The sequence below is a fragment of the Sphingomonas sp. FARSPH genome (genome assembly GCF_003355005.1).
Taxonomy (GTDB): Bacteria; Pseudomonadota; Alphaproteobacteria; order Sphingomonadales; family Sphingomonadaceae; genus Sphingomonas.
Map to the genome: position 1 here is coordinate 2,199,890 of NZ_CP029985.1, position 21,982 is coordinate 2,221,871.

A 21,982-nucleotide genomic window follows, 5' to 3' on the forward strand; every position below is an offset into this window, starting at 1 on the left:
CGCGGAAAGCGTAGCCGTCGCGATAGCTCATGCGGCGTCCTCGTCGGTTGGGAAGGGAATCGCCCATTCGGCGAACAGCGCAGGGAGGTTGGAAGCAATGGCGGCGAGCGCGAGCGCCCAGGCCGCCCAGTCGCCCCAGCGATGCGGCATGACAAGCGCATGCGCGGATGCAACCGCGCACCAGATCAGCGCAGCGATCGCGAGGATGACGATGACGCGATAGGCATTCTGCGTCGCGCGCAGCACCGCCTCGCGCTCGAACTCATCATAGCGGGCGACGTACCATTGGTTGCGCGCGAATGGCGACCGGCCGCGCGAAACGTTGAACAGCGCGGTCACGACGAACCAGCCGACGGGCAGGCCGGAGCCGTGCGCATCGGGGAAGAACGGCTGCGCGATTGCAAGCGCGAGGCTGCCGATCACCGCAGCGAGCAGATACCAGCGCAGGCGCCGGTTGCGATAGGGACGCCCGCCCGCGAACTCGGGCGGCATCTCGCCCGGCGCGTAGCGGCCCGTCCAGCGGCGGCTGTCGTAACCCATCAGGCGTCTCCGGCCCGGCGCAGTGCGTCGGTGAGCGAGGGGAAGGGGGCGAGCGAGAAGACTAGGTCGACCGGGACGTCGAAATAGGCGGCGATCTTCAGCCCCAGTTCGAGGCTGGGATTATAATCGCCGCGCTCCAGATAGCCGATTGTCTGCGGATTGACGCCGACCGCCTTCGCCAGATCGCGGCGCGACACGCCGCGGTCGTTGCGGAAGAGGGCGATGCGGTTATACATGCGCAGATCATAGATGATATGTTGCGTTTACACAACGATTCGTTTTGAGTGGACGCGGCCTGATGGTTGCCCGGCATTGGCATGTCGCCTGCACACATGCACTGTCGCATCCAAGCTGGCGCAGACGCTGCCTGTATGCTTGTTTCAGCATTATGTCGGGTAAGCGGGATCTGACGGGTGGTGAACGTCTGCAAGCGGGTTGCGGCTGTGGGGCGCTGGTCCTCCTTGCGTCGACGGCGCTGCTCGGTTCGGCGGGGGAAGCGATGTGCAAGACGACCATGTTCGGACAATCGACCTCGCCGGATGGGTGGTCCATGGCGCGGGTCGACATGACGGATTGTGGTGCACTGAACGGCTTTTCGCGCATCGTGTGGGTGCAGCCGGCGTGGCTGCCGTCGTCGCGCTGGCTATCATGCCGGGCCGTCGCGTTTTCCGGCGTGACACCGGTGCATGTGCACTGGCGCGATGACGTCCTCGTCGTGTCCAGCGCCGTCTCGAAAGATGATGTGATCGCGGCAGCGTCCACATGCCAAGGATGGCGGATAGATTTGCAGGTAAGCGGACCGTGATACCCTGCACTACGCGGGACTGTCAGGAATTTTGTGCGGGAGGCCGGTTACCGTCATTAGATGACGAAGCGCTCACCGAAGATTACGGCGAACTGACTTTTGGCCTCACCCCATTCGCGCGGTGGGCGCTTCCATTCGTCCGCCGCGTGATTGAGCACGAGATATAACAGCTTCATCGCGGCATCGTCACCGGGGAAATGGCCGCGGGTACGGACGGCACGGCGAACCTTCGAATTCAGGGCCTCGATGGCGTTCGTAGTGTAGATGATCCGGCGGACGCCCTCGGGAAAGGCGAAGAACGGGATCACCTGGTCCCAGTGTCGCCGCCAGCTTATGGCGATGGCCGGGTGTTTCTGGCCCCAGGGGCCTGCCTCGAACGCCTCCAGCGCAGCCATGCCGGCCTCGGGCGTCTCGGCACGGTAGACGCCGCGCAACGCCTGGGCGATGAACTTGCGCTCTTTCCAGGACGCAAAGCTCATGCTGTTGCGGATCAGATGGACGATGCAGGTCTGGACGATGGCCTCGGGGAAGACAGCGTTGATCGCCTCCGGGAACCCCTTCAGGCCGTCGACGACGGCGATCAGGATGTCGGCGACGCCGCGGTTCCTGAGCTCGTTCATGACGCGCAGCCAGAATTTGGCCCCCTCGGTCTGCTCGATCCAGATGCCGAGCACCTCCTTGGTCCCGTCCGGCTGAATGCCCAGCGCGATGTAGACCGCCTTGTTGCGGACGAACCCTTCGTCGCGGATCTTCACCCGGATCGCGTCGAAAAACACCAGCGGATAGCAGGCGTCGAGCGGCCGACCCTGCCATTCGGCAACCGTCTCCAGCACCGCATCGGTGACGGTCGAGATCAGGTCCGGCGAGACGTCGATCCCGTACAGCTCCTCGAGGTGCCCGCGGATTTCGCGCACCGTCATCCCGCGCGCGTACATCGAGACGATCTTGTCGTCGAAGTCGGGGAAACGGCGCTGGTATTTGGCGATGAGCTTCGGGTCGAACGTCCCCGCCCGGTCGCGTGGCACGTCCAGCGTCACCTTCGATGTGCCCGTCAGCATCGTCTTCCTCGATGACCCGTTGCGCCGGTTGATGGTGCCTGCGGCGCCTTCGCTTTCCAGATGATCGTCGAGCTCAGCCGACAGCATCCGCTCCGACAACGCCTTCTTCAGCTCGTCGAGCAGACCGTCCTTTGCAAACAGCTCCTGCGGGTCACGACCAGCCAGAAGCTGGTCCAAAACGTCCTTGTCGATTGCCATATCGATGGTCCCTTCCATTCCATCCTATGGCCTCCCGCACAAAATTCCTGACAGTCCCGCACTACGCCGCCGCGAAGCCGCGTCGTCAGTCGTCGCGTTGCGACGCTGGCCGGGCTGGGGCGTCTCGACGCCAGCGCGACTGGCGGCGTGCGCCCTCAGCCACAAATGAGAAGAGGTTGCCGGGCATCCCTCCCGGGTCTGCCCGACAACCCCTCAACATGGTCAGCGGCCGGAGAGCTCCAGCCCGGGAAACCATGAGGCCTCTTCAACCCTTGCCGTCACCGTTGATTGGGGGAGGATACCCCCCGATGCGGCGTCAACGGGTGTTAGAAGCCAGTCCCCCGAACGAACTGAACCGACCCCATTGCTGAACCATGAGACATCGGATCACCTCCTTTCGCTTGTGATAGCCATGTGCCGAGGACCCTCGCCACACCCGCAATGTGCGTAAGCCCGAAGCAACATACAAGGCTTGTTTTGTCGCAAAGTTTGGACGAGAATCGGCGCTTCCCCGCGCGTAACCCCGGTCCCGCGCAGCCCGCTCTCTTGGGCGCGTCAGCCGCGGCAATCCTCGATCACCCTGCCGACTTCCGCCCAGGCGGGGATGACCAATGTGCCGGGAGCCGGCTGCGCCGCCGCCTGTTGCCCGATGGCCTCCATGGTGAAATGGCCGCGGCTGAACGCCATCGCATCGAGCAGGCGATCGTCGGGCGCGAGCGCCACGGCGACATAAAGCGGCGTGCCGCCGGTCGGCTGCATCGCCACGACGCGCACCATGCTGGTGGTGCGGATGGTCAGCGGTTCGGCCACGCTGCCCGCGCGCGACAGATACAGCCGCCCCGCCGCGCGGTCGCAGCGCAGCGAGACCAAGGCATCGCTGCCCGCCGGGCCGAACAGCGCGAGCCCGCCGCGCGCGTCGCGCCGATACGTCCACGTCCCCGGCGTGACGGGCCAGTCGCGCCAATCGTCGCTGATCGGCTGCGCCACCGGTTGCGGCGCCGCCTGCAAGACGACGCGGGTCGGCAGCGGCGTAGGCGCGGACTGCGGCGCGACCTGCGGAACGCAGGCGGTCGCGGCGGCGGCGGCGATCGGGACGGCGGAAAGGCGAAGGCGCATGGCCGCGGCTTATGGGCGATGCGCCGGGGCGTCTCAAGGCGGCACGTCCGGGAACCGCCGTGGCGGCCGGGCGGTTCATCTGCATCAATGCCGTATCATTTCGCATAAGGAGCTGCCATGTCCGCCGACGCGTCCGCCGCCACCACCGCCGCCACGCAATTGCTGGCGCAGACCAACGTCGCCCAGACGCTGAAGGTCGAAAGCCGCGACGGCGACGTCGTCGGGTCGGTCTATGCGCTGATGGTGCACAAGGGGTCGGGTCGCACCACCCATGCCGTGCTGAGCCTGGGCGGGTTCCTGGGCATGGGCAAGAGCTTCTACCCGGTGCCCTTCCACCTGCTGCAGTTCGACCCGGTGCGCGACCTGTACGTCATCACGATCGACCGCCGCATGCTGGAAGGCGGCCCGAGCTGGTCGAACAACGCGCCGGTCTTCGACCAGGCCTATGCCGATCGCGTCGCCAGCTATTACGGCGTCGGCACCGAGGATCTCGCCGCGGGTTAAGCGGCGCGCGGTACGATCCGGTCGAGCGCGTCGTTCAGGGCGCGCTTGGCTTCCACGATTTCGTAGCGATCCTGCAGTCGGAGGAAGAACCCCTCTGACATGCCGAAATATCGCGCGAGGCGGAGGTCGAGTTCTGCATCCATAGGCCGGCCGCCATCGATCACCGCCTGGATGTGATCCTGCGACGCGTCGATTGCCTGCGCGAGTTGCGCGACGCTCAATTCCTCGGGCTCGAGAAATTCGCTGACCAGCAACTGGCCCGCATGCTCGTTGTCGAGCCAGTCCGGATCAGTGATACTCGGTGATCTCGACGTCATGGGCGTCTCCGTCCTTCCATACGAAACATACCCGCCATTGCATGTTGATGGCAATCGCATGCTGGCCTGCGCGATCGTCCTTGAGGGCGTGGAGGCGGTTGCCTTTCAGGTTGCCGATCTCTTCGAGGCTCTGCGCCGAATCGAGCAACGTAAGCCGCCGCATCGCCCGCTGCTGGATGTCGGGTGGCAGTCGGCGGCTGCGATCACGGTTCCAGATGCGTTCGGTTTCGGGGTCGGCGAAGCTGCGGATCATGGCGTCATCCTTTCCACTCGATCCGTAGCCGGCTCATCATCCGCTACTACCGCCGTCACATGTAGAAGCGCATCCTACATGACTAACGGCTCCGTGAGCCCCCCATGCGCATCTTCTGCTGCTTGCCGTAACGCGTCTTGCGTGTGCCCGGCTTGCCTTCGTTGCTGCGGCCCATGATCGGCGCCTTGTGCTGTTCGACGGGGAGGCCGAGTTCTTCCTGTTCGAGGCTGCGGATTTCGTCGCGGAGGCGGCCGGCTTCTTCGAATTCGAGGTCGGAGGCGGCCTTGCGCATCTTCTTTTCCAACTCCTCGATGTAGGCGCGCAGATTGTGGCCGACCATGTGCGGCCGCTGGCCGTCCTCATCGATCGGCACCGTCACCTGGTCTTGGCTGGCGACGTGCGCGATGATGTCGCCGATGTTCTTGCGCACCGTCGCGGGCGTGATGCCGTGTTCGCGGTTGTACGCTTCCTGCTTCTCGCGGCGGCGCGACGTCTCGTTCATCGCGCGCTCCATGCTGCCGGTGATGCGGTCGGCATAGAGGATGACGCGGCCGTCGACGTTGCGCGCGGCGCGGCCGATCGTCTGGATCAGCGACGTCTCGGAGCGCAGGAAGCCTTCCTTGTCCGCGTCGAGGATCGCGACCAGCCCGCATTCGGGGATGTCGAGGCCCTCGCGCAACAGGTTGATGCCGATGAGGACGTCGTAGACGCCGAGCCGCAGGTCGCGGATAAGCTCGATACGCTCCAGCGTCTCGACGTCGGAATGCATGTAGCGGACCTTGATCCCCGCTTCGTGCATATATTCGGTGAGGTCCTCGCTCATGCGCTTGGTGAGCGTCGTCACGAGGCTGCGATAGCCCTTCGCCGTCGTCGCCTTGCACTCCTGGATCAGGTCCTGCACCTGTTCCTCGACGGGCTTGATCTCGACCGGCGGGTCGATCAGGCCGGTGGGGCGGATGACCTGTTCGGCGAAGACGCCGCCGGTCTGCTCCATCTCCCATGTGCCGGGCGTCGCCGAGACGCTGACCGTCTGCGGGCGCATCGCGTCCCATTCGTTGAAGCGTAAGGGGCGGTTGTCGATGCACGACGGCAGGCGGAAGCCATATTCGGCGAGCGTGATCTTGCGACGGTGGTCGCCGCGCGCCATCGCGCCGATCTGCGGCACGGTCTGGTGGCTTTCGTCGACGAACAGCACGGCGTTTTCGGGCAGATATTCGAACAGGGTGGGCGGCGGCTCGCCGGGCAGGCGGCCGGTGAGGAAGCGGCTGTAATTCTCGATGCCGTTGCAGCTGCCGGTGGCGGCGATCATCTCGAGGTCGAAATTGGTGCGCTGCTCAAGCCGCTGCGCCTCGAGGAGCTTGCCCTCGGCGACGAGTTCCTTGAGCCGTTCGCTGAGCTCGTGCTTGATCGCCTCCGTCGCCTGTTTCAGCGTCGGGCCCGGCGTGACATAGTGGCTGTTCGCATAGATGCGGACCGAGTTGAGGCTGGCGATCTTCTTGCCGGTCAAGGGATCGAACTCGACGATCTCCTCGATGTCGTCGCCGAAGAAGCTGATCCGCCAGGCGGTATCCTCATAGTGCGACGGGAACACTTCGAGCGTGTCGCCCTTCACGCGGAAGTTGCCGCGCGCGAAGGCGGCGTCGTTGCGCTTGTACTGGAGTGCGACGAGCTTGCGCACGATCTCGCGCTGGTCGGCGGTCTGGCCCTTCTTGAGGTCGAAGATCATCGCCGAATAGGTTTCGACCGAGCCGATGCCGTACAGGCACGAGACGGAGGCGACGATGATGACGTCGTCGCGTTCGAGCAGCGACCGGGTGGCCGAGTGGCGCATCCGGTCGATCGACTCGTTCACCGAGCTTTCCTTCTCGATATACGTGTCCGATCGCGGGACGTAGGCCTCCGGCTGGTAGTAATCGTAATAGCTGACGAAATATTCGACCGCGTTGTTGGGGAAGAAGCTCTTGAACTCGCCGTACAGCTGCGCGGCGAGGATCTTGTTGGGCGCGAGGATCAGCGCGGGGCGCTGCAGTTCTTCGATCACCTTCGCCATGGTGAAGGTCTTGCCCGAGCCGGTGACGCCAAGCAGCACCTGGTCCTTCTCGCCGGCGCGCGCGGCTTCGGTCAATTCCCGGATCGCCGTCGGCTGGTCGCCCGACGGCGTATATTCGCTGACCAGTTCGAAGCGCTTGCCGCCTTCCACCTTGTCGGGGCGCGCGGGGCGGTGGGGGACGAAGCTTTCGCCCGTTTCCGGCTCGGCGAGGCTGGTGCGGATCTGGATGGCCATAGATGCAGGGATATGGGGGCGGAGGCGGACGGTGGCAACGGATCGGGAACATCCATGTGCTCCTGCGCACGCAGGAGCGGAGGGTCACGGGCGTTGCGCTATTCGGCTCTGGGCTCCTGCGTGCGCAGGAGCACTGGGGTGGCTGCAAGTTTCGCTTTGGTTGACCCGTCCCGCCCGCACCCATATTGCGACCGCTTCGCGAACAACCCGAAGCGTGCAATGACCGATACCCGTGCCCCCGTGCTGATCCCCGAGACGAAGGCGTTCCTGAACGTCAAGGTTTTGTGGGTGCGCCACTGGAACGACCGCCTGTTCTCCTTCGCGGTCGAGCGGCCGGCGTCGTTCCGCTTCCGCTCGGGCGAGTTCGTGATGATCGGCCTGCCCGGCGACGATGAAAACGCCAAGCCGATCATGCGCGCCTATTCGGTCGCCAGCCCGCATTATGCCGAGGAACTGGAGTTCCTGTCCATCAAGGTCGAGGACGGGCCGCTGACGTCGAAGCTGCAGCTGATCCAGCCGGGCGACGAGGTCTATATGGGCAAGAAGCCGACCGGCACGTTGGTGACGGACGCGCTCGTCGGCGGCAAGCGGTTGTTCTTTTTCTCGACGGGCACGGGCCTTGCGCCGTTCCTAAGCCTGGCGCGCGATCCGGACGTGTACGGCATGTTCGACCAGGTGATCCTGGTCCATTCGGTGCGGCAGGTCAGCGACCTGGCCTATCACGACGAACTGCAGGCGCGGCTGGCGGACGATCCGCTCGTGTCGGAGGAAGCGGCGACGCAGTTCCACTATATCCCGACCGTGACGCGCGAGCCGTTCCGCACGACGGGGCGGATCGGCGACCTGATCGAGAGCGCGGCGCTGTTCGGCGATCCGGTGCAAGGCCCGAAGAGGCTCGACCCGGAGACGGACCGGATCATGCTGTGCGGGTCGATGGCGATGATCCGTGAGACGGCGCAGATGCTGGACGGCATCGGGTTCGAGGAAGGGTCGAACGCCAAGCCCGGGACATATGTGATCGAGCGCGCGTTCGTCGATTGAGCGCGTAGGGATAAGCCCCTCCCCTTCAGAGGAGGGGTTGGGGTGGGGCGGCGTCTCGCAGAGACCGGCCCGCGCAAGGGCCTTGCCTGCGGCCTCCACCCCAACCCCTCCTCTGAAGGGGAGGGGCTTTATGGGCTTCACCATTCCCCCCCTTTCGCCTACCGCGGCGCGGATGACCGGCGAAGCCCAGCCGCCGCGTCGCCCGCGCGGGTGGACGCCTCGACGTTTCCGCGCCTTGTTGCGCTCGCGCGGGCCGACCAGCCTGCGCTTCCGGCGGCGGATCGCGGTGCTGACCGGCGCGGTGGCGATCGGTATCGTCGCGGTGTTGTTCGCGCAGGCGTCGGACGCGACGGGTCTGATGTTCGGCAATTACGCGCGGCGCTGGCACTGGCTGCCGCTTCTCACGACGCCGCTGGGGTTCATGGCGCTGGTGTGGCTGACGCGGCGGTTTGCGCCGCTGGCGCGCGGGTCGGGCATTCCGCAGGTGATGGCGGCGCGCGCCGACCCCGATGGCGCGACGCGCACCTTGATCTCGGTGAAGACGGTGAGCGCCAAGGTGCTGCTGACGATCGGCGCGATCCTGTGCGGCGCCAGCGTCGGGCGCGAGGGGCCGACGGTGCAGATCGCCGCCGCGGTGATGGGCGTGACGCACCGCGCGCTGCGCGTGCCGCTCAACGCGGCGGTGATCGTCGCGGGCGGCGCGGCGGGCGTCGCGGCGGCGTTCAATACGCCGCTGGCGGGCGTGCTGTTCGCGATCGAGGAACTCGCCGCCGCCTATGAGCAGAAGGTGACGTTGCTCGTCCTGTCGCTGATCGTCGTCGCGGGCATCACCGCGCAGGCGCTGATGGGCGATTACATCTATTTCGGTGCGATCGGCGCGCACATGTCGCTGGCGACCGCGGTGCTGATCGTGCCGGTCGCGGGCGTCATGGGCGGCGCGTTCGGCGGGCTGTTCTCGCGCATCATGCTGGGCTTCGCGAGCGGCGCGCATCGCATCACGCAGGTGAGCAAGATGCGGCCGATCGTGTTCGCCGGGCTGTGCGGGCTGGTCGTCGCGGGGCTGGGCATCGCGACGTCGGGGCTGACGTGGGGCACGGGCTATTCGGCGGCGCGCGCGATGATCGTCGGCGTCGACGCGCCCTTGTGGTTCGGGCCTGCCAAGGCGCTGGCGACGCTGGCGACCGCGGTCGCGGGGCTGCCCGGCGGCATCTTCGCGCCGAGCCTGGCGGTGGGCGCGGGCGTCGGCAACCTGCTACATGCGCTGTTCCCCGGCGATCCGGCGGGCGCGGTCGTGATCCTGGGGATGACCGCCTATTTCGCGGGCGTCGTGCGCGCGCCGCTGACCGCGGTGATCATCCTGTCGGAAACGACCGCGAGCCGCGGGCTGTTGCTGCCGATGTTCGCGGTGGCGTTCATCGCCGACTGGGCGAGCCGCGCAGTGTGCCGGGAGAAATTGTACCACGGGTTGGCGCAGACGTTTCGGTGAGGGGCTGTTCGTCTTGTCCGGATGGTTAGGATTGGCGGATTGACCAGTCGAAAGGGCGCTTTTGTAAGCTGTAAATGTCCGCTCCCGCCTACATTCGGACGTGCCGCTATTGTCCCCTAGCGGGCATTTCATATCGCGCTAAGGTCGCTTTATGGGAAACGAGGACCCTTGGTTCATCATCGCCTTGGGGGTGATCGCCCTGCTGGTGGTTGCGATTGCTATATTTATTCCGGCGAAGTTTATTCAGATCGCCATTCGCGATTGGCGCAGTCGCAGGAAACCCTAACTGCCAGCACCAGCCCAATAGCGGACATTCACCCACAAGGCGTAGCATCAAGGATGGCGATACCTCCCTACCCCAATCGGACGTTCCTGGGCCGTGCGATTGCCGGGACGATTCTGCTCGTCCTCTTCGGTGGGTATATTCTTTTCGCGTTGCTTGCAGGTGACGTTTAACGTCCGCTTTTCCCCGAAAGCAGATCTTCTGCAGCCGCCCTTCAACCGTAAGCGCAGCCAACCGTCAGCGCAGCGCCTTAACGGCCGGCGTGTCCATGCAGCGTAGCATCGCGTCTCGGGTCAGCGGGGGCGTCTGCGCGGGGGCGGTGTAGGGCGGGACCTCGAACGGCATGCCGATCTCTGCCGCGGCGAAGCCGGTGCCGTGGGTGCATTGCATCGCCTCCGCCAGCATCCGGGGCGGGGTGTCGTAGCCTTCGTAGGAGAGGCGGAAGGTGCCCCAGTGGATCGCGAGGCTGTGCGCGGCGCCGAGGCGCTGGTGGATCAGCGCGGCCTCGGCGGGGCCGACGTGGCTGCCCGACGACATCTGGCGGGGCACGAAGCGGAACGCGCCGATCGGGATCATCGCGAAGCGGATCGGGCCATAGGCCGCCGCCTCGCGCGGCCAGTTGCCGTCGCCGAAGCCCGTGTCGCCGGCGAAGAAGATGTTCCCGCCATTGCCCGGCAGGCGGACGACGAAGCTGGACCAGAGCGCGCGGTTGCGATCGGTGAACCAGCGGCTGCCCCAGTGATGGTTGCGCGTGACGATCACCTGCGCGCGGTCGCCGCGGCACCACATGCTCTCGCCGCAGCGCGGGGCGACGGGGGTGACCTTCAGACCCGTCGCGTCCAGTGTCGCGGCCTGCCCCCAGTCGAGCGCGGTCGCCTTTGCCCCGACCTGACCGATGACGCTGTCGTTGCCGAGGCTGGTGACGATCTGCGGCCGGTCGCGCTGCCACAGGCGCTTCAGCGTCGCCTGGTCGAGATGGTCGTAGTGATTGTGGCTGACCAGCACGAGGTCGATCTTCGGCAGATCGTCGAACCGGATGCCGGGCGCGGCGACGCGCTTCGGCCCGAAGCCGAGCGGGCCGGCGCGGTCGACCCAGACGGGATCGGTCAGGATGTTGAGCCCCGCGGTCTGGATCAGCACGCTGGCATGGCCGACCCAGGTGACGCGCATCGCGTCGCCCTCGACGCGGGCGGGCGGGCGATCGGGCGTGACCGCGACGCTTGCGGGCCAGGCCGGGCGGCCGTCGCGCCCGGTCAGCTGGCGCCACAGGAAGCCCGCGCGGCTGCCGCCTGCGGGCGCCATGCGCAAGGTGTCGCCGTCCCCGTCCGGGTTGAAGAAGCGTTGCCCGTCGTAATGGTCGCTGTCCGGCCCCTCGTAATAGAGGCGGTCGAGGAAACGCGGCACGATCGTGATGCCGAGGCCGATCACGACGACGACGATGACGAGGATGGCACCGATGATCTTGAGCGCTGTGGCCACAGACAGTCCAGGACAAGAGGATCGCGACCAACGCAGGTGCGCGATTGCGGTTCACCGGGCAAGCCCGCTTGCGCTGCGGCGTGGAGCCGATAGCATCGACGATCGTCTCAAAGGGGGAATGCATGCGCCGGATTCTGTTGGCCTTTCTGCTGGGTGCGGCCGCCGTGCCGCATGGCGCGGCGGCGAAGACGGTCAAGGTCGACGAAGCGTCGATCGACCAGTTGCAGGCGATGATGGCCAAGGGGGAGGCGTCGAGCGTCGATTTGACCCGCGCCTATCTCGCCCGCATCGCGGCGATGGACCGCAGCGGACCGGCATTGCGCAGCGTCATCGCGATCAACCCCGATGCGCTCGACCAGGCGAGGGCGCTGGACGCAGAGCGCAAGGCGGGGCGGGTGCGCGGGCCGCTGCACGGCGTTCCCGTCCTCATCAAGGACAATATCGAGACCGCGGACCGGATGGCGACGACCGCGGGCAGCCTGGCGCTGAAGGACAATGTCACGCGTCGCGACGCGCCGGTGGTGGCGGAGCTGCGACGCGCGGGCGCGGTGATCCTGGGCAAGACCAACCTTTCCGAATGGGCGAACATCCGCTCGACGCATGCGATGAGCGGGTGGAGCGCGGTCGGCGGGCTGGTGAAAAACCCCTATGCGCTCGATCGCACCGCCTGCGGGTCGTCGTCGGGCTCCGGCGCAGCGGTGGCGGCGAGCTTCGCGACGGCCGCGGTGGGGACGGAGACGGACGGGTCGGTCGTCTGCCCGTCGTCGATCAACGGGCTGGTCGGGCTGAAGCCGTCGATCGGCCTGGTCAGCCGCACGCATGTCGTGCCGATCAGCCATAGCCAGGATACGCCGGGGCCGATGGCGCGCAGCGTGCGCGACGTCGCGTTGCTGTTTTCCGCGATGGTCGCGCCCGATCCCGCCGATCCGGCGACGGCGGGTGCGGTGCGCAAGGATTATGCCGCCGGCCTGACGACGGCGGCGCTGTCGGGCCTGCGCGTCGGCGTGATCCGGCCCAAGGATCTGCCCGCGGACGTGGCGGCGCGATACGAAGCGGCGCTCGGCGTGCTGCGCGCCGCCGGTGCCGTGCTGGTCGACGTGACGCCGCCCAAGCTGGAGGGGATCGGCGATGCCGAATTCCTGGTGCTGCAGACCGAATTGAAGGCCGATCTCAACAGCTATCTGGCGACCACGCCGCCTGCGGTGACGGCGCGCACGCTCGATGCGCTGATCGCGTTCAACCGCGACCATGCGGCGCAGGAGATGCCGTTCTTCGGCCAGGAAATCTTCGAGATGGCGGCGAAGACGGGCGGGCTGGACGATCCGGCGTACAAGGCGGCGCGCGCCAAGTCGCTGCGGCTGGCCGGGGCGCAGGGGATCGATGCGATGCTGAAGACGGCGGGGGTCAGCGTGCTGATCGAGCCGACGTATGCGGGCGCGTGGCTGAGCGATCCGGTCTATGGCGACCAGTATAATGGGCCGTCTGCATCCGAACTGCCGGCGATCGCGGGCTATCCGCATCTGACCGTGCCGATGGGGCTGGCGAAGGGGCTGCCCGTCGGGCTGTCGTTCATCGCGACCAAGGGGGGCGAGGCGAGCGTGCTCGGCGCGGGATACGCGTATGAGCAGCGGGCGAAGGCGCGCGTGGCACCGACGTATCGCGCGCAGGCGGACGTGGGGGCGGGGCTGGACGGGGTGCGGTGATCCACGAGCGCCTGCGCGTCACCCGGATCAGGTCCGGGGTCAGGAGCAGGCCGTCTCTACCCCTGCCGCGCGACGCGGGCCTGCCACAACATCAGCAGCGGGACGACGCCGAGCTCCATCGCCAGCCCGAACAGATGCCCCGCCGACGGCGCGCCGACGCTGGCGAGCGAGACGACACGCGCGCAGCCGCCCGCGACGATCAGCGCGCCGAGCAGGCGGAAGCGCGGGCCCTTGTTGGCAATGTCGGGGATGCAGGTAACGAAGGCGACGCCGACCGCGAAGAAGATGCCCGAGACGTAGCGGAAATGGCTGTCGAGATCGCGCGGAACGACCGGCGGATGACCGAGGAAGCCGGGGCCGCGCAGGATGCCGAGGCCGCCGATCGCGAGCGGGACGAGACAGGCGATCGCGACCACCACCTGCAAGAGGCGCAGTTCCAGACGCGCGCTCATGCCAGGATCTCCTTGCGGACGTGGATCGCGCGCAGCGACACGCGCACTTCCCACATGAAGGCGGTGAGGCACAGGATCAGCAGCGACACCGCGACGATGAACGCCAGCGCGATCCACGTGCCGATATGCAGCTTGGCGAGATTGGCGACGAACAGCATCGCGATGACGATACATGCCATGACCGCGCTCGACACCGCCAGGAACAACGCGCCGTTGATGATCGACATCCGCTCGTCCAGCAGCTTCAGTTCCCACTTGCGGCGCACCGCCTCGTCGCCGTCGATGTCGCCCAGCAGCGTCTCCAGCGCCCGCGCCCGGTCGATGACGCGCGCGAGCCGGCCGGCGAGGACGTTGAGGATCTGGCCGATCGCCGCCAGCATGAACACGGGCGCCAGCGATAGCTGAATAGTCTGCGCGATGGTGGTGACGGCGGGCATGGTCGGCATGGTGGACATCATAGGGGGGACGCGCCGTAGCGGAAGGGGCGTAAACGGCCCTATGGCTGCACCGGTTGGTAACTCCTGGGGGATAAGGCGGTGCACGTGACCAAGCCGATGCTCCTCGCCGATTTCCAGCGGCTGCCGCCATCGCTGCGCGCGACCGTCGCGGACGGGCTGGCGACCGCGATCGATGCGGTCGCGGCGGCGGGGCCGGCGAGCCACGCCTTCCTGCGTTATGGCTGGTATGCCGCGGCGCTCGCGGCATACGGCGGCGCGGCGCGGACGTTGGTGGTGGAAGAGGACCAGCGTGCGGTGCTCGCGCTGCCGTTCGTCGGCTTCGGGCCGGGGCCGCTCCGGCTGGCGGCGGTGCCGGGCAGTTACTGGCCGTTCCGCAGCTTTCCGGTCGCATACGGCATCGGCGAGGGCGTGTGGGACGCGGCGCTGGACGCGCTGGCGGGCGCGGTCAACGGCCTGCGCATCGGCCCGGTCTATGACGACGACGCCAGCGCGATGCCGCTGATCGCGGCGGCGCGGCGGGCGGGCTGGTGTGCGATGCCGCGCTTCGTCGCGGACAGCTGGCTGCTCGACATGGCGGCGTTGCAGGCGGACGGCGGCTGGCCGCGCAATTCGACGTTGCGGAAGAACCGCTTCCACGAAAAGCATCTGGCGGCGCATGGCGAACCGGGTTGGCATTTCCTGACCGGTGCGGACTGGCCCGCGGCGTTCGACCGGCTGGCGGCGGTGGAGGAGGCGAGCTGGATCGCGTCGCGCACCGACGGCAGCGACGCGAAATTCACCGCGACCGGCCACGGCGCCTTCTGGCGCGCGGCGGCGGCCGATCCGGTGGTGGCGGCGATGCTGCGTGCGGCGTTGCTGACGATCGACGGGCGGCCGGCGGCGTTTTCGTTCGATATCGATGCCGGCGACCTAAAATATGCGATCGCCAACAGCTACGACCCCGCTTATGCCAAGCATTCGCCGGGCAAGCTGCTCTATTACCGCAACCTCGTCGAGGCGCTGGGCCGCGGCGTCGCGCGCGTCGATTGGGGCGCGGGCGACAGCGGGTACAAACAGGTGATCGGCGCCGACAAGGGGCCGGCGATCCGCGACTGGCTGCTGCTGCGGCCCGGTCTGCCGGCGCTGGCGGGACGGATGCTGCGGGGGATGTGGGCGCGGTCGGGTCAGCGACACTGAGCCCGCGCGGCCGGCCGGCGCGTTAGGGGGTTCATGCGCATATTCATCGATTTCGAGGCGTCCTCGCTCGGCAAGACCAGCTATCCGATCGAGGTGGCTTGGGTGTTCGAGGACGGGCGCGAGGAAAGCCACCTGATCCGCCCGCCCGAACGCTGGGACGACTGGGACCCGGCGGCCGAAGCGGTGCATCATATCGCGCGCGAAACGCTGGAGCGGGACGGCACGGCTCATGACGTCGTTGCGCGCCGGATGGTCGACGCGCTTGCCGGGCACGACCTGTTCGCGAGTGCGCCGTCGTGGGACGGCAAGTGGCTGAGCGCGCTGTTGCGTGCGGCGAAGCTGCCGCGCCACAGCCTGCGCCTGCGCGACACGGACGAGGCGTTCCGCGACGGCGCGGCGGACGTGCTGGCGGCGACGGTGCCGCGCGAACGCGTCGGCGCGCTGGTCGAGGAAGCGGTACGGATCGCGACCGCGGACGATGGCGGCCCCCCCGCGCACCGCGCGCTGGCCGATGCGCGTGGAGAACTCGCGACCTACCGCCGCGTCCGCGCGGTGGCGCGCGAGCTGGCGGCGCGATAGACGCGGCGTATGGGTGAGATCATCAACCTGCGTCAGGCGCGCAAAGCGAAGGCGCGCGCGGACGCCGCGCGCACGGCGGAGGCCAATCGCGCGAAATTCGGGCGGACGAAGGCGGAAAAGGTCAACGACGCAGCCGACCGCGCGCGCATCGAGCGCACGCTGGATGGCGCGAAGCGGGACGATCGAGGCGCCCGCCCCCGCGCCCGATTGTCGGCATTTGGCCAAGGCAGGCGGCGTAAGACCGCGTTAAGCAGTGCGACCTACCTCCGATCGTGGACAAGGAGCATTATGCTGACCGCGATCGATGCTTCCGAGCAACTCAACCTCGTCATGACGCATGTGCGGCATGGCATCGTCATGTACGACGGCGACGAGGTCATCTGCCTCATCAACCGGCACGTCGGCGCGATCTTCGGCTTTGCGATCGGCGAGGTCGGGCCGGGATCGTCCGTCGCGGAATATCTGGCCTGCGTCGGCAAGGCGGTCGGCTGGTCCGCCGATCGGATCGCGCGGGTCCACGCCAATCACCGCGACTGGAGCCGAAAGGGCGTGCCCGTCGCGGTCGATCATCATTTCGACGACGGCAAGGTGTTCGAGGTGCGGTTCGATCCCCGCCGCGGCGGCGGCGCGATCCTGACCTTTATCGACGTGACGCACGAGCGCGACCTGCGCCGCAAGGACGAACGGCGCGAAATGCTGGCCCGGCAGGCGAGCGCGCTGCTCGCGGGCGTCGCGCGGATTTCGTCGAACACGCGCATCGTCGCCTTCAACGCCAGCATCGAGGCCGCGCGGCTCGGCGAACTGGGCCGCGGCTTCGCGGTGGTCGCCGACGAGGTGCGCGATCTGGCGCGCCAGACGTCGGGCGTGGTCAACGAGATCGCGCGGCTGAACGAGGATTCGCTCAGCCTGACATGACGCGCGCCGCCTATTGCCGGATATACCGGAAATACCAGACCTCGTGCCCCTGCCGGCGCGCCTTGCGTTCGTAGCGGGTTTCAGGCCAGTCGGCGGGGCGGGTCAGGAAATCCTGCGGGCCTTCAGCAGTCCAGGTGAAGTCGCGGCGCTGGTTCATCACCATCATCGACCAGCGGCAATAGGTGGGATCGTCGGTGCCGAGGCGGAATTCGGCGCCCGGCTTCAGCTTGGCGGCGATGACGTCGAGCGGGCCGTGGTTGACCATGCGGCGTTTGGCATGGCGCGCCTTGGGCCAGGGATCGGGATGGAGCAGGTAGAGGCGCGACAGGCTGGCGTCGGGCAGGCGCTCCAGTACCTCGATCGCATCGCCCATGTGCAGGCGCACGTTCGCGAGCGCGCCGTCGCGGATATGGCCGAGCGCGCCGACGACGCCGTTGAGGAACGGCTCGCAGCCGATGAAGCCGGTGCCCGGGCGCATCGCCGCCTGGCCGGCGAGATGCTCGCCCGCGCCGAAGCCGATCTCCACCTCCAGCGGGCGGTCGTCGCCGAACAGGCGCATCGCGTCGAGCGCGCCGTCCTCCGGCACGCTGACGGTCGGCAGCAATTCCTCGACCAGCGCGGCCTGGCCCTGACGCAATTTGTGGCCCTGGCGGCGGCCGTAGAGGCGACGGATGGAAACGGGATCGTTCATGGGAGCGCGGCCTTAACCGCATCACGCGTCGCTGGCAAAACGGGCGGTCGGAAAGGGCAGGGCGCCGCGGAGCAAAAGCGCGTGCTTGCCCGTTACAGAAGCGAAATGGCGGACACGCACGACGACGACCTGAAGGCGGCGGACGCCAAGGACCTGCACCGCACCGTGCGCGAGGAGGGGGAGGCGGAACTGCGCCGCCCTGCGATGTCGCTGTTCTGGTCGGGGCTGGCGGCGGGCGTCGCGATCAGCACGTCGCTGATCGTCGAGGCGGCATTGTATGCGCATCTGCCCGACACGCCCTGGCGTCCGCTGCTCGTCGGGCTGGGCTATCCGGTCGGGTTCCTGCTCGTCGTGCTCGGACGGATGCAGTTGTTCACCGAAAGCACGATCACCGCGATGCTGCCGCTGGTGACGCGGCCGTCGGCCTGGGCGTTGCGCCGGACGGTGCGTTTGTGGACCATCGTGCTGTTCGCCAATCTGTGTGGCACCGCCCTCGCCGCTTTGGGGGTGGCGACCGGGGCGATCGGCGACGATGCGCTGCGCGAGGCGGCGGTGGCAGTTGCGCGGAAGATCACCGAACTGTCGCCGGCGCGGACCTTCGTCAACGCGATTCCCGCGGGGTTCCTGATCGCGGTGCTCGCCTGGGTGTTGCCCAGCGCGCGCAGCCAGAGTTTCTGGCTGATCCTTGCCTTCACCTATGTCGTGACGATCGCGGGGTTCAGCCATTCGGTGGTAGGGTCGGATCAGGCGTTCCTGCTGCTGTTCAGTGGGCAGACGGATGTCGTCCGCACGATACTGGAATTGATCGCGCCGGCGGTGCTGGGCAATCTGGTCGGCGGCGCGGGGATATTCGCGCTGCTCGCCCATGCCCAGGTGCGCGGCGAAATGCCGGAGGAGCTTGCATGACCGCGACGACGACTTTGCCCGCCACCGTGATCAAGGACCGGGACGAGGACACGGCAACGCCCGCGGGCGACGGCGTCGTCGCCGCCGCTGCGGAGGCGGTCGGCGATGTCGTGCGCGAGCTGAAGCGGCATCCCGCGATGCTGGCGGTGGCGTTGGGCACCGTCGCGATCGGTGTCGTCGCCCGCCGGCCGAAGCTGGTCGGCGGCGGCGGCCGCATGCTCGCCGCGCAACTGGTCGCGGCGGTCGGGGCGACGGCGCGTACGCGATTGCTGTCGAGCGGGGATGGCAAGGGAACACCCGCGCACCCGCTGGCCGACATGGCGGCAGGCGTCGCGATCGACTGGGCAGTGCGTGCGGTCCGCGAAGGCCGGCACCCCGGTCGAAAGCGCTGATCGGGCCGTTACATTTACCTTCTGGTTACTACGGCTCGGGCATAACGGCGCCAAGAGGACCCTTATGGACGACCTGACCGAAAACCCGAGGCAGAAGCGCAGCACCGTCATCGTTCGTGCGATGGTGACCATCCCGGGCAGCGACCGGCAGATCGAGCGTCGCGTGCGCAATCTGTCGCTGACCGGTGCGTGCATCGAACATACCGGCGAACTGACGCCAGGCATGGGGCTGAAGCTCGACATGGGCACGCTGCGCGAGCTGGACGGCACGGTGATGTGGGTCACCGAGCGGCTTGCCGGGCTACGCTTCGAACAGCCGGTCAACCTGGACGAGGCGCGCAAGCCGCGCACCGCGGGGGTCACCGAGATCGGCGGGGTACAGGTCGGCTGGATGAGCGACATCCGCCACGCCTATCGCCGCTGAACCGCAAGCAGGTTTTCACGACGACGCACAGAAAAAACCCCGGGTCGCCCCGGGGTTTTTTTCGTATCGGCGGTGCCGGCGGGGGCCGCGACGTTACGCCGCGACCGCCTGCTTCAGCCGGTCGACCAGATCGGTCTTTTCCCAGGTGAACAGCGCGCCGTCGGGCTCGCGGCCGAAGTGACCGTAGGCGGCGGTCTTCGCATAGATCGGCGCATTGAGCTTCAGATGCTCGCGGATGCCCTTGGGCGTCAGGCGGACGAGCTGCGGCAGCACCGCTTCCAGCGTCTCTTCCGCGACCGTGCCGGTGCCGTGCGTGTCGACATAGACCGACAGCGGTTCGGCGATGCCGATCGCATAGCTCAGCTGGATCGTGCAGCGCTTGGCGAGGCCCGCCGCGACGACGTTCTTGGCGAGATAGCGCGCGACATAGGCGGCCGAACGGTCGACCTTGGTCGGATCCTTGCCGCTGAACGCGCCGCCACCGTGCGGGGCCGCGCCGCCGTAGGTGTCGACGATGATCTTGCGCCCCGTCAGGCCGGCGTCGCCGTCGGGGCCGCCGATCTCGAACAGGCCGGTCGGATTGACGTAGATCTTGTCGTCCTCGGGCAGCCAGCCGTCGGGCAGGATCTCAGCGAACACGCCCTTGACGTAGTCGCGCAGGCGCGCCTGGCCTTCGGGGTTCGAATGATCGGCATTGTGCTGCGTCGAAACGACGAGCGCGGTCGCCTTGACCGGCACGCCATTCTCATATTGCAGCGTCACCTGGCTCTTGGCGTCGGGCTCGAGGAAGGGGGCGGCGCCCGAGTGACGGTCCGCGGCCATCTTCTCGAGGATCTTGTGGCTATAATAGAGCGTCGCGGGCATCAGGCCGGGCGTCTCGTCGGTCGCATAGCCGAACATGATGCCCTGGTCGCCGGCGCCCTCGTCCTTGTTGCCGCTCTCGTCCACGCCCATCGCGATATGTGCGGACTGGGCGTGCAGGTTGTTCGAGAAGTCGAACGTCTGCCAGTGGAAGCCCGACTGTTCGTAGCCGATGCGCTTGACCGTTTCGCGCACGGCATTTTCGATCTCGTCGAGCGCGCCATCGGCCCATTGATCGTTCTCGAACACGCCCTTGCAGCGAATCTCGCCGGCCAGCACGACCTTGTTGGTGGTGGTCAGCGTCTCGCAGGCGATGCGCGCCTCGGGGTCCTTCGACAGGAACAGATCGACGATCGCGTCGCTGATCTGGTCGGCGACCTTGTCGGGATGCCCTTCGGAAACGGACTCGGAGGTGAAGATATAGGAACCGCGCATCACAGCCTCATAACGATATAAAGATGTCGTTATATGTGCCCTATCGCGCGCGGCGGCGGATGGCAATCGCTGCCGCGGCAAAGAGCAGGCCGACGAGCAGCGCCGTCCAATTGCCCAGCCGGCTGAACGGGGTCGGCGGCAGCGCGGGCGGCATCGGCACTTCGGCGGCGCCGGCGCGCTGGTGCGCGACGGCGGCGAGCAGGCGGCCGTCCGCGGCAATCACCGCGGAAATGCCGGTGGGCGTCGAGCGGACGATCGGCAGCCCTTCCTCGATCGCGCGCATCCGCGCCTGCGCCAGATGCTGCGGCGGGCCCCAGCGGCCGAACCAGGCATCGTTCGACGGATTGAAGATCAGCCGCGGCCGACGCGCTTCGTCGACGACCTGGCCCGAGAAGATGATCTCGTAGCAGATCTGGAAACCGATCGGTCCGAAACCGGGGACGGTGAAGGTGCGCGGGCCGGGGCCTTCGTCGAAATCGATGTCGCCGGGGACGAGGCGCGCGAGGCCCAGCGGCTTGAGCAGCCAGGGCAGCGGCAGATACTCGCCATAGGGGACGAGATGCGCCTTGTCGTAGCGGTAGAGGATGCGCGCGCGCGAATCGATCGCGAAGATCGTGTTGGCGGCGCCGCTGACGTCGCCCGCCGTATCGAATTTCAGCGCGGTGCCGCCGGTGAGCAGCACGTCGCGCGGGCCGAGCAGCCGCGCCATCCGCCAGCGCGTGTAATAGGGGCTGGAGAGCCCGTAGGCCCAGCGCGGGTAGCCGGTTTCGATGAAATCGCGCACGACGCCTTCCGGCCACAGGATCAGCCGCGGGCGCGGGCCCGGTTTGCCCGACAATGCGGCGAGCGCGTCGAGCACGCGCTCGCCATCGTCCGCGCTGCGCTGGTCCTGGCCGATATTCGGCTGGACAGTGCGCAGCAGCGGCGCGTCCGGCGCGGCGTCGGGCGCGCGGGAGAGGGGTGCGGCAAGCGCGGCGATCGCAAGGAGCGCGAAGACGCCTGCGGGCAGCGCCCAGCGCCGCTGTGGCAGTAGCAGCAACGCGGCGGCGGCGAGCATCGTCACGCCGGACAGCGCGTAGGTGCCGATCAGCGCAGCGAGGCGCGCGACGCCGATGACGGGCAGCCAGACGACGCCGATCGGGTCCCAAGCGTAGCCGGTGAACAGCACGCTGCGCAGATATTCGCTGCCGATCCACGCGGCGGCGAAGACGAAGGCGTATGCCGCGTCGGGCCGTCCGCGCCGCCCCAGCCGCCATGCCGCCAACGCCGCGAGCGCGGGAAAGATCGCAAGGTACAGCGCCAGCCCGACCGCGGCGAAATAGCCGAGCGCGGGCGGCATCTTGTCCTGGAAGTCGAAGGCGTGCTGGAACCAATTGTCGTTGACGGTGAAATGGCCGACGCCCCAGCACCATCCGATCCAGGCGGCGCGCTTCACCGTCGGCGCGGCATGGACGAGCCAGGCGATCGCGGCGAGGCCGATGAGGGTCAGCGGCCAGAGCTGCAGCGGCGCGAAACCACAGGCGGCGAGCGCCCCGAACAGGATCGCGAAAGGGGCGGGGCGGCGGGTCATCGGTTCTCGTCGTCTTTCGTCATGCCGGACTTGTTCCGGCATCCATCGCGCCGCAA

25 protein-coding genes are annotated in these 21,982 nt (G+C 67.6%); 12 read left to right on the forward strand and 13 right to left on the reverse strand.

Going from position 1 to position 21,982, the window contains the following annotated elements:
* Positions 1 to 27: 27 nt before the first annotated feature.
* Both DM480_RS10435 and DM480_RS10440 read right to left on the reverse strand, forming a co-directional pair.
* On the reverse strand, positions 28 to 540 hold the full coding sequence (locus tag DM480_RS10435) for a hypothetical protein (protein ID WP_115378822.1): 513 nt from the start codon (positions 538 to 540) through the stop codon (positions 28 to 30).
* Positions 540 to 776, reverse strand: coding sequence for a helix-turn-helix transcriptional regulator (locus tag DM480_RS10440; RefSeq protein ID WP_232833958.1), 237 nt, complete (start codon positions 774 to 776; stop codon positions 540 to 542). Before DM480_RS10440 ends, DM480_RS10435 begins: the two co-directional genes overlap by 1 nt.
* A gap of 62 nt (positions 777 to 838) precedes the next feature.
* Here DM480_RS10440 and DM480_RS17935 point away from each other — a divergent pair, with 62 nt between their 5' ends.
* A complete protein-coding gene (locus tag DM480_RS17935) occupies positions 839 to 1,345 on the forward strand; it encodes a hypothetical protein (RefSeq protein WP_125471497.1) in 507 nt (168 codons plus the stop codon).
* Positions 1,346 to 1,401: 56 nt separating this feature from the next.
* Here DM480_RS17935 and DM480_RS10450 read toward each other — a convergent pair whose 3' ends face one another.
* Together DM480_RS10450 and DM480_RS10455 are read right to left on the reverse strand one after the other, a co-directional pair.
* On the reverse strand, positions 1,402 to 2,601 hold the full coding sequence (locus DM480_RS10450) for an IS256 family transposase (RefSeq protein ID WP_062127390.1): 1,200 nt from the start codon (positions 2,599 to 2,601) through the stop codon (positions 1,402 to 1,404).
* A 555-nt stretch (positions 2,602 to 3,156) separates the two neighbouring features.
* On the reverse strand, positions 3,157 to 3,717 hold the full coding sequence (locus tag DM480_RS10455) for a hypothetical protein (protein WP_115378828.1): 561 nt from the start codon (positions 3,715 to 3,717) through the stop codon (positions 3,157 to 3,159).
* A 117-nt stretch (positions 3,718 to 3,834) separates the two neighbouring features.
* Between DM480_RS10455 and DM480_RS10460 the strand changes: the two genes are divergently transcribed.
* Entirely contained in the window at positions 3,835 to 4,221 is a 387-nt protein-coding gene (locus tag DM480_RS10460) for a PRC-barrel domain-containing protein (RefSeq protein ID WP_115378830.1), read from the forward strand.
* Here DM480_RS10460 and DM480_RS10465 read toward each other — a convergent pair.
* The 3 genes from DM480_RS10465 to uvrB form a co-directional block, all read right to left on the reverse strand.
* Positions 4,218 to 4,475 (reverse strand): HigA family addiction module antitoxin, encoded by a 258-nt coding sequence (locus tag DM480_RS10465; protein ID WP_232833959.1) that lies wholly within the window; start codon positions 4,473 to 4,475, stop codon positions 4,218 to 4,220. The two genes, DM480_RS10460 and DM480_RS10465, sit on opposite strands and share 4 nt — an antisense overlap.
* Positions 4,476 to 4,509: 34 nt before the next feature.
* Positions 4,510 to 4,791: a type II toxin-antitoxin system RelE/ParE family toxin gene (locus DM480_RS10470; protein ID WP_115378833.1), complete on the reverse strand. Its 282-nt coding sequence runs from the start codon at positions 4,789 to 4,791 to the stop codon at positions 4,510 to 4,512.
* 82 nt (positions 4,792 to 4,873) lie between these two features.
* The gene (uvrB, locus tag DM480_RS10475; RefSeq protein ID WP_115378835.1) at positions 4,874 to 7,075 is read right to left on the reverse strand and encodes an excinuclease ABC subunit UvrB; all 2,202 of its coding nucleotides are present in this window, start codon (positions 7,073 to 7,075) and stop codon (positions 4,874 to 4,876) included.
* A 219-nt stretch (positions 7,076 to 7,294) separates the two neighbouring features.
* Between uvrB and DM480_RS10480 the strand changes: the two genes are divergently transcribed.
* The 3 genes from DM480_RS10480 (at position 7,295) to DM480_RS18735 (ending at position 9,888) form a co-directional block, all read left to right on the forward strand.
* Entirely contained in the window at positions 7,295 to 8,116 is an 822-nt protein-coding gene (locus tag DM480_RS10480; RefSeq protein WP_115378837.1) for a ferredoxin--NADP reductase, read from the forward strand.
* Between the two features lie 172 nt (positions 8,117 to 8,288).
* The gene (locus DM480_RS10485; protein WP_115378839.1) at positions 8,289 to 9,602 is read left to right on the forward strand and encodes a chloride channel protein; all 1,314 of its coding nucleotides are present in this window, start codon (positions 8,289 to 8,291) and stop codon (positions 9,600 to 9,602) included.
* 151 nt (positions 9,603 to 9,753) lie between these two features.
* Positions 9,754 to 9,888, forward strand: a complete 135-nt coding sequence (locus DM480_RS18735; protein ID WP_269801924.1) for a hypothetical protein — start codon at positions 9,754 to 9,756, stop codon at positions 9,886 to 9,888.
* Positions 9,889 to 10,122: 234 nt separating this feature from the next.
* On the opposite strand, the gene DM480_RS10490 is transcribed toward DM480_RS18735, so the two are convergent.
* Positions 10,123 to 11,364: an MBL fold metallo-hydrolase gene (locus DM480_RS10490; protein WP_115378841.1), complete on the reverse strand. Its 1,242-nt coding sequence runs from the start codon at positions 11,362 to 11,364 to the stop codon at positions 10,123 to 10,125.
* 122 nt (positions 11,365 to 11,486) lie between these two features.
* On the opposite strand from DM480_RS10490, the gene DM480_RS10495 reads away from it, so the two are divergent.
* On the forward strand, positions 11,487 to 13,067 hold the full coding sequence (locus DM480_RS10495) for an amidase (RefSeq protein WP_115378843.1): 1,581 nt from the start codon (positions 11,487 to 11,489) through the stop codon (positions 13,065 to 13,067).
* Positions 13,068 to 13,123: 56 nt separating this feature from the next.
* On the opposite strand, the gene DM480_RS10500 is transcribed toward DM480_RS10495, so the two are convergent.
* Positions 13,124 to 13,519, reverse strand: a complete 396-nt coding sequence (locus DM480_RS10500) for a DUF4345 domain-containing protein (RefSeq protein ID WP_115378845.1) — start codon at positions 13,517 to 13,519, stop codon at positions 13,124 to 13,126.
* A complete protein-coding gene (locus tag DM480_RS10505) occupies positions 13,516 to 13,965 on the reverse strand; it encodes a DUF2721 domain-containing protein (protein WP_115381160.1) in 450 nt (149 codons plus the stop codon). Before DM480_RS10505 ends, DM480_RS10500 begins: the two co-directional genes overlap by 4 nt.
* Positions 13,966 to 14,061: 96 nt before the next feature.
* On the opposite strand from DM480_RS10505, the gene DM480_RS10510 reads away from it, so the two are divergent.
* The 3 genes from DM480_RS10510 to DM480_RS18805 are packed head-to-tail and all read left to right on the forward strand — an operon-like array spanning position 14,062 to position 16,647.
* The gene (locus DM480_RS10510) at positions 14,062 to 15,153 is read left to right on the forward strand and encodes a GNAT family N-acetyltransferase (RefSeq protein WP_232833960.1); all 1,092 of its coding nucleotides are present in this window, start codon (positions 14,062 to 14,064) and stop codon (positions 15,151 to 15,153) included.
* Positions 15,154 to 15,186: 33 nt separating this feature from the next.
* Positions 15,187 to 15,732: a 3'-5' exonuclease gene (locus DM480_RS10515; protein ID WP_115378847.1), complete on the forward strand. Its 546-nt coding sequence runs from the start codon at positions 15,187 to 15,189 to the stop codon at positions 15,730 to 15,732.
* Between the two features lie 9 nt (positions 15,733 to 15,741).
* The gene (locus DM480_RS18805; RefSeq protein ID WP_332871304.1) at positions 15,742 to 16,647 is read left to right on the forward strand and encodes a DUF4169 family protein; all 906 of its coding nucleotides are present in this window, start codon (positions 15,742 to 15,744) and stop codon (positions 16,645 to 16,647) included.
* Between the two features lie 10 nt (positions 16,648 to 16,657).
* On the opposite strand, the gene trmB is transcribed toward DM480_RS18805, so the two are convergent.
* Complete coding sequence (gene trmB, locus DM480_RS10530) at positions 16,658 to 17,338, reverse strand: tRNA (guanine(46)-N(7))-methyltransferase TrmB (protein ID WP_115378849.1); 681 nt, start codon at positions 17,336 to 17,338, stop codon at positions 16,658 to 16,660.
* A gap of 105 nt (positions 17,339 to 17,443) precedes the next feature.
* On the opposite strand from trmB, the gene DM480_RS10535 reads away from it, so the two are divergent.
* The 3 genes from DM480_RS10535 to DM480_RS10545 all read left to right on the forward strand — a co-directional run bounded on the left by DM480_RS10535 (position 17,444) and on the right by DM480_RS10545 (position 19,060).
* Positions 17,444 to 18,244: a formate/nitrite transporter family protein gene (locus tag DM480_RS10535; protein WP_115378851.1), complete on the forward strand. Its 801-nt coding sequence runs from the start codon at positions 17,444 to 17,446 to the stop codon at positions 18,242 to 18,244.
* Complete coding sequence (locus tag DM480_RS10540; protein WP_115378853.1) at positions 18,241 to 18,636, forward strand: hypothetical protein; 396 nt, start codon at positions 18,241 to 18,243, stop codon at positions 18,634 to 18,636. Before DM480_RS10535 ends, DM480_RS10540 begins: the two co-directional genes overlap by 4 nt.
* Positions 18,637 to 18,700: 64 nt before the next feature.
* A complete protein-coding gene (locus DM480_RS10545; RefSeq protein ID WP_115378855.1) occupies positions 18,701 to 19,060 on the forward strand; it encodes a PilZ domain-containing protein in 360 nt (119 codons plus the stop codon).
* A 93-nt stretch (positions 19,061 to 19,153) separates the two neighbouring features.
* Here DM480_RS10545 and metK read toward each other — a convergent pair whose 3' ends face one another.
* The gene (gene metK, locus DM480_RS10550; protein WP_115378857.1) at positions 19,154 to 20,356 is read right to left on the reverse strand and encodes a methionine adenosyltransferase; all 1,203 of its coding nucleotides are present in this window, start codon (positions 20,354 to 20,356) and stop codon (positions 19,154 to 19,156) included.
* Between the two features lie 40 nt (positions 20,357 to 20,396).
* Positions 20,397 to 21,926, reverse strand: coding sequence for an apolipoprotein N-acyltransferase (gene lnt / locus DM480_RS10555; protein WP_115378859.1), 1,530 nt, complete (start codon positions 21,924 to 21,926; stop codon positions 20,397 to 20,399).
* Positions 21,927 to 21,982 lie beyond the last annotated feature (56 nt).

Bases quoted from the DNA above. Each gene is read 5' to 3' on its own strand.
- DM480_RS10435 (WP_115378822.1), bottom strand. From the start codon at position 540: ATGGGTTACGACAGCCGCCGCTGGACGGGCCGCTACGCGCCGGGCGAG.
- DM480_RS10440 (WP_232833958.1), bottom strand. From the start codon at position 776: ATGTATAACCGCATCGCCCTCTTCCGCAACGACCGCGGCGTGTCGCGC.
- DM480_RS17935 (WP_125471497.1), top strand. From the start codon at position 839: ATGGTTGCCCGGCATTGGCATGTCGCCTGCACACATGCACTGTCGCAT.
- DM480_RS10450 (WP_062127390.1), bottom strand. From the start codon at position 2,601: ATGGCAATCGACAAGGACGTTTTGGACCAGCTTCTGGCTGGTCGTGAC.
- DM480_RS10455 (WP_115378828.1), bottom strand. From the start codon at position 3,717: ATGCGCCTTCGCCTTTCCGCCGTCCCGATCGCCGCCGCCGCCGCGACC.
- DM480_RS10460 (WP_115378830.1), top strand. From the start codon at position 3,835: ATGTCCGCCGACGCGTCCGCCGCCACCACCGCCGCCACGCAATTGCTG.
- DM480_RS10470 (WP_115378833.1), bottom strand. From the start codon at position 4,791: ATGATCCGCAGCTTCGCCGACCCCGAAACCGAACGCATCTGGAACCGT.
- uvrB (WP_115378835.1), bottom strand. From the start codon at position 7,075: ATGGCCATCCAGATCCGCACCAGCCTCGCCGAGCCGGAAACGGGCGAA.
- DM480_RS10480 (WP_115378837.1), top strand. From the start codon at position 7,295: ATGACCGATACCCGTGCCCCCGTGCTGATCCCCGAGACGAAGGCGTTC.
- DM480_RS10485 (WP_115378839.1), top strand. From the start codon at position 8,289: ATGACCGGCGAAGCCCAGCCGCCGCGTCGCCCGCGCGGGTGGACGCCT.
- DM480_RS18735 (WP_269801924.1), top strand. From the start codon at position 9,754: ATGGGAAACGAGGACCCTTGGTTCATCATCGCCTTGGGGGTGATCGCC.
- DM480_RS10495 (WP_115378843.1), top strand. From the start codon at position 11,487: ATGCGCCGGATTCTGTTGGCCTTTCTGCTGGGTGCGGCCGCCGTGCCG.
- DM480_RS10500 (WP_115378845.1), bottom strand. From the start codon at position 13,519: ATGAGCGCGCGTCTGGAACTGCGCCTCTTGCAGGTGGTGGTCGCGATC.
- DM480_RS10505 (WP_115381160.1), bottom strand. From the start codon at position 13,965: ATGCCGACCATGCCCGCCGTCACCACCATCGCGCAGACTATTCAGCTA.
- DM480_RS10515 (WP_115378847.1), top strand. From the start codon at position 15,187: ATGCGCATATTCATCGATTTCGAGGCGTCCTCGCTCGGCAAGACCAGC.
- DM480_RS18805 (WP_332871304.1), top strand. From the start codon at position 15,742: ATGGGTGAGATCATCAACCTGCGTCAGGCGCGCAAAGCGAAGGCGCGC.
- trmB (WP_115378849.1), bottom strand. From the start codon at position 17,338: ATGAACGATCCCGTTTCCATCCGTCGCCTCTACGGCCGCCGCCAGGGC.
- DM480_RS10535 (WP_115378851.1), top strand. From the start codon at position 17,444: ATGGCGGACACGCACGACGACGACCTGAAGGCGGCGGACGCCAAGGAC.
- DM480_RS10540 (WP_115378853.1), top strand. From the start codon at position 18,241: ATGACCGCGACGACGACTTTGCCCGCCACCGTGATCAAGGACCGGGAC.
- DM480_RS10545 (WP_115378855.1), top strand. From the start codon at position 18,701: ATGGACGACCTGACCGAAAACCCGAGGCAGAAGCGCAGCACCGTCATC.
- metK (WP_115378857.1), bottom strand. From the start codon at position 20,356: ATGCGCGGTTCCTATATCTTCACCTCCGAGTCCGTTTCCGAAGGGCAT.
- lnt (WP_115378859.1), bottom strand. From the start codon at position 21,926: ATGACCCGCCGCCCCGCCCCTTTCGCGATCCTGTTCGGGGCGCTCGCC.